This window comes from Streptomyces sp. NPDC048002 (assembly GCF_040653275.1).
Taxonomy (GTDB): domain Bacteria; phylum Actinomycetota; class Actinomycetes; order Streptomycetales; family Streptomycetaceae; genus Streptomyces.
On the sequence record NZ_JBEZNL010000082.1, the window covers coordinates 1 to 5,957 of the forward strand.

General features: G+C 70.2%; 1 protein-coding gene. It reads right to left on the reverse strand.

What is annotated here, in order from left to right; genetic code table 11:
• Positions 1-5,957, reverse strand: a 5,957-nt coding sequence (locus AB0E07_RS39710) for an SDR family NAD(P)-dependent oxidoreductase (RefSeq protein WP_362263328.1), incomplete at both ends; no start/stop codon positions are given.

Genomic DNA, 5,957 nt, shown 5'->3' on the forward strand with positions numbered 1-5,957 from the left:
CCAAAACCATTCGCATGCAACGCCGCATCCAAAAGGGCCGGATGAAGCCCGAACCGAACCGCCTCCGCCCGCTCCGACTCCCCCAACTCCACCTCAGCGAACACCTCACCACCCCGCCGCCACACCGCCCGCAACCCCCGAAACGCAGGCCCATAGCCGTAACCGGCTTCCTCGGCAGCGGTGTAGAAGCCGGACACTTCCAGGGGCTCAGCGCCCGGCGGGGGCCAAGCGGTGAGATCGGTGGGGGTCGGCGGCGCCGGTTCCGCGCCGAGCACGCCTTCGGCATGCAAGGTCCAAGGCGAGTCGGGTTCCGCGTGGTCCAGGCGCGAGTGCACAGTCAGCGCTCGATCGCCGCTCTCGTGGTCGGCCGCGCCGACAACGACTTGGATCTGCGCGGCGCCCTGTTCGGGCAGTACGAGCGGTGCCTGGATGGTGAGTTCGGTGAGATGTCCGCAGCCGACTTCGTCCCCGGCCCTGATGGCCAACTCGACGAACCCGGTGCCGGGGAACAGGACCGTACCCGCGACGGAGTGGTCGGCCAGCCACGGGTGCGTACGGGTGGAGATCCGGCCGGTCAGGACTCGCCCGCCATCGGCAGCAAGGCTTACCGAAGCGCCGAGCAGGGGGTGGTCGGTGGCGCCAAGGCCAAGTTCGGCGGGGTCGCCTGTAGCACCGGACGCCTTGAGCCAGTAGCGCTCGCGTTGGAAGGCGTAGGTGGGGAGGTCGACGTGGGTGACGGTGCGGCCCGCGAAGACGGACGACCAGTCGATGTCGGCGCCCTGGACCCAGAGTTCGGCTGCGGCCGCGATGACCCGGGTGTTCTCGTCCTCGTCCCGGCGCAGGGTACCCACGACACTCACGTGCTGGTCGGCCGCTTCCGCGATGGCCTGCACCGCCGTGGTCAGGACCGGATGCGCGGACACCTCGATCAGACGGGAATGGCCGTCCTCCAGGGCAACTTCGATCGCTTCGGTGAAGCGCACCGGCCGGCGCAGACCCTCGTACCAGTAGGACGCGTCCATCGTCGTGGTGTCCAACGGTGCACCGGTCACCGTCGAGATCAACGGGACGCGGGAAGCTCGCGGCTGGACGGGGGCGAGGACGTCGAGGAGGCGGTCCCGGATGTCCTCCACCTGCGCCGAGTGCGAGGCGTAGTCCACCGGAACCCTACGCGCCCGCACACCGGCCGCCTCCGCCAGAGCCGCGATCTCCTCCAGGGCTTCAGGATCACCGGCCACCACCGTGGCGTCCGGACCGTTGAAGACAGCGACCGACACCCGATTGCCGTACGGCCGAACCCACTCCGCAGCACGCCCCGGACCCGTCGCCAGCGACAACATGCCACCACGGCCAGCCAGTTCCTCCCGCACCGCCGCCGACCGCAGCGCCACCACCCGCGCCGCATCCTCCAACGACAGCGCACCCACCACCGCCGCAGCCGCGATCTCACCCTGCGAATGACCAATCACGGCACCAGGTACGACACCGAGCGACTCCCACACCGCAGCCAGCGACACCATCACCGCCCACAACACCGGCTGCACCACATCAACACGCTCAAGCCAGGAGTCGTCGTCATCCCGCAGTACGTCGGTCAACGACCAGTCCACGAACGGCCCCAGCGCCGCCTCGCAGTCACCGATCCGCGCCGCGAACACTGGCGAGGACTCCAACAACCCCCGCCCCATCCCCACCCACTGCGACCCCTGCCCCGGGAAGACGAACATCGGAGCACCAACCCCCGACACCACCCCGGAAACAACCTGCGCCGAAGCCTCACCCGACACCAACGACCCAAGTCCAGCGACCAGTTCCGAGGATTCCCTCCCCCACACCACCCCCCGATGCTCCAGAGCCGCCCGCCCTGAAGCCAACTGCCACCCCACGTCCACAGGCGCACCGGACACACCCGCAAGCCGCCCGGCCTGAGCCGCCAACGCCTCCGCCGAACGACCCGACACCAACCACGGCACCACCGGCGAACCGGACAACCCGCGCGCGCCCGAGACCACCACCGGCTCCGCCCCGGAGTCGGAAGCCTCCTCCAGAATCACGTGCGCGTTCGTCCCGGAGATGCCGAAGGACGAGACACCCGCCCGCCTCGGGTGACCGTTCGCCACCCACTCCCGCTCCTCGGCCAGGAGCCGGACGGCACCCGCCGACCAGTCCACGTGGGGTGTGGGGGTGTCCACGTGCAGTGTGCTCGGCAGCACGCCCGACCGCATCGCCATGACCATCTTGATGACACCCGCCACGCCGGCGGCAGCCTGGGTATGACCGATGTTCGACTTCACCGAGCCGAGCCACAGCGGCTGATCGGTGGAACGCTCCTGGCCGTAGGTCGCGAGCAGCGCCTGCGCCTCGATCGGGTCGCCGAGGGTCGTGCCGGTTCCGTGGGCCTCGACCACGTCCACCTCACTCGCCGCCACCCCGGCGTTGGCGAGGGCCTGCCGGATCACCCGCTGCTGCGACGGACCGTTCGGCGCGGTCAGCCCGTTCGACGCACCGTCCTGATTGACCGCCGACCCCCGCACCACCGCCAGCACGCGATGCCCGTGCCGCCGCGCATCCGACAGCCGCTCGACGAGCAGCATGCCGACGCCCTCCGCCGGGCCGAAGCCGTCGGCGGCACCCGCGAACGCCTTGCAGCGACCGTCCGCCGACAGTCCGCGCTGACGGCTCAGCTCCACAAAGCCTGTGGGCGTGCACATCACCGTGACCCCACCGGTGAGCGCCATGTCGCATTCGCCGTTGCGGAGCGACTGGGCAGCCAGGTGCAGCGCGACCAGCGACGACGAACAGGCCGTGTCGACGGTCACCGCCGGTCCCTCCAGACCGAGTTGGTAGGCGATGCGACCGGAGGTCACGCTGGACATGTTGCCCGTGCCGAGGAAGCCCTCGATGCCGTCCGGGACGGCGTTCAGACGGGCCACGTACTCGGAGGCCAGGGCGCCGGCGAAGACGCCCGTCCGCGTGCCACGCAGCGAGCCGGGTGCGATGCCCGCCCGCTCCACAGCCTCCCAGGCCGTTTCCAGGAGGAGTCGTTGCTGGGGGTCCATGGCGAGCGCCTCGCGGGGCGATATGCCGAAGAACTCGGCATCGAAGTCAGCCGCGTTGGCGACGAAGCCGCCGCCTCGCACGTACGTCTTGCCCTGTGTGTCCGGATCGGGGTCGTAGAGGTCCTCGTCCCAGTCACGGTCCTGTGGGAAGGCGGTGATGGCGTCCTCACTCGCGAGGACCACACGCCACAGCTCCTCCGGGGACTCGATCCGTCCGGGAAAGCGGCACGCCATGCCGACGATCGCGATCGGCTCGTCCGCCGGGCCGACGCTGGTGACGGCTTCGTGAGTGATGTCGGGCAGCCCGGACACCTGGGAGCGGATGTGGTGGGTGAGTGCGATGGGGGTCGGGTGGTCGAAGACCAGTGTCGCCGGGAGTCGCATCCCGGTCGTCGCGTTGAGCCGGTTACGCAGCTCCACCGCCGTCAGCGAATCAAACCCCAGATCCTTGAACGGACGCTCCGCATCAACAGAACCCGCCTCCGCATGCCCCAACACCACCGCGACATGCGACCGAACCAAGTCCAGCAGCACACGCTCACGCTCCGGCTCACTCAACCCCGCAAGCCGCACCTCAAGACCACCAGAACCACCACCCACCTCCGCCGACGCCACCACCCGACGCGACACCACCGGACCACGCACCAACCCCCGCAACAACCCCGGCAACCCACCACCCGCCGCCAACGCCCGCAGCTCACCCACATCCACCGGACTGACCACGAGCTGGGGCTCATCCAGAGATACGGCCCGATCGAACAACGCCAGCCCGTGCTCGGACGACATCGGGACCAGACCACCCTGCGACAAACGAGCCCGGTCCCGAACCTCCATATGCCCCGTCATCCCACTCGCCTGCTCCCAATACCCCCACGCCAGGGAGATGGCAGGCAGGCCCTCGGCACGGCGGTGTTCGGCCAGGGCATCCAGGAAGACGTTGGCCGCCGCGTAGTTCGCCTGGCCGGGACCCCCCAAGGCACCGGAGGCGGAGGAGTACAGGACGAACAGGGCGAGGTCGGTGTCGCGGGTCAGCTCATGGAGGTTGACGGCCGCCTGAGCCTTCGGACGCCACACCTCGGCCAGCTGCTCGGCGGTGAGGGAGGTGACCAGCCCGTCGGCCAGGACTCCGGCGGCGTGCACGACACCGGTGAGGTTACGGCCGTCGAGGAGGGCGGCGAGCTGGGCCCGGTCGGCGGCATCGCAAGCCGCCACCTCAACAGTTGCCCCCAACTCGGATAGAGCTGCGACGAGTTCCGCTGCGCCTGGGGCATCCGGACCCGTACGGCTGGTCAGCAGCAGGTTCCGCACCCCGTGCTCGACCACCAGATGACGGGCCAGAAGCCCGCCCAGCGTGCCCGTACCGCCCGTGATCAGAACCGTCCCCTCGGGATCAAGGGACCGCGGCATCGTCAGGACCACCTTGCCGACATGCCTGGCCTGACTCATGAACCGGAACGCCTCCGACGCCCGACGCACATCCCACGCCCGCACCGGCAACGGCACCAACACCCCCGCCTCGAACAGGGATACGACGATGCGTAGGATCTCGCTCGCGCGGTCCAGGCCACCGTCGCCGGGGCTGTAGGCCTGATAGGTGACCCCAGACCCCTCGGACGCGATCTCGGCGGCGTCCCGGATGTCGGTCTTCCCGAGCTCCAGGAACCGTCCGCCACGCGGCAGCAGGTCGAGGGAGGCGTCGACGTACTCGCGGGCGAGGGAGTTGAGGACGACGTCCACCCCAGCGCCCGACGTCGTCGTCAGGAACTTCTCGCGGAAGTCGAGGTCGCGGGAGGAGGCGATCCGGTCGTCCGACAGGCCCAGCCCTCGCAGCGCATCCCACTTGCCGGGGCCGGCGGTCGCCAGGACGTCGGCGCCGAGGTGGCGGGCGAGCTGGATCGCCGCCATACCCACGCCGCCCGCCCCCGCGTGAACGAGGACGGCGTCCCCCTCCTGGACGGAGGCGAGGTCGACCAGACCGTAGTACGCGGTCAGGAACACCACCGGCACCGATGCCGCCTGCTCGAAGGACCAGCCTGCCGGTACCGGGACCATCAGCCGGGCATCAGTGACCGCGAGCGGACCGAGTCCGCCGGTGACGAATCCCATGACACGGTCGCCGGGAGCGAGGTCGGTGACGCCCTCTCCGACCTCCAGCACCACGCCTGCGGCCTCACTGCCCATGACCTGTTGGTCGGGGACCACGCCCAGGCCGATCAGAACGTCGCGGAAGTTGAGGCCGGCCGCGCGGACGGAGACACGAACCTGCCCGGCGGCCAACGGCGCCGTAGCCTCCGGTACCGACACCAACGCCAGCCCGTCCAACGTCCCCGACGCCACCGTGTCCAACCGCCAAGCGCCCTCACCCGCAGGCGGCACCAACGCCGAACCCGAGGCCACAGCACGCGTCAGCCTCGGCACCCACGCGCCCTCGCCCCGAACCGCGACCTGCTGCTCGCCCGCCTCCAGCGCGGCCGAGACACCCTCCACTACGCCATCCGCACCCACGCCCGGATCCGGATCCAGATCGACCAGCAGCAACCGCCCCGGGTTCTCCGACTGCGCCGACCGCACCAACCCCCACACCCCGGCCGACGCCACATCACCCACACCACCGGCCCCCAGAGCGACCGCCCCCCGCGTCACCACCACCAACCGGGTCCCAGCCAGCCCCTCGTCAGCCAGCCACTCCCCCACCAACCCCAGAACGTCCGTCGCCATCCGCAATCCGGCGTCGGCGAGGTCGTCGTCGCCCTCGGCGCCGCCAGAGGGCGACCAGAAGGCGAGGGAGGGCGCGGGCACGCCAGCCTCCATCACGACCCGCAGCCCCTCAAGATCCGGATACGAGTCCACGGCCAGCCCGGCACCCTGCACAGCAGCACCCAGCCCGAACGGATCCTC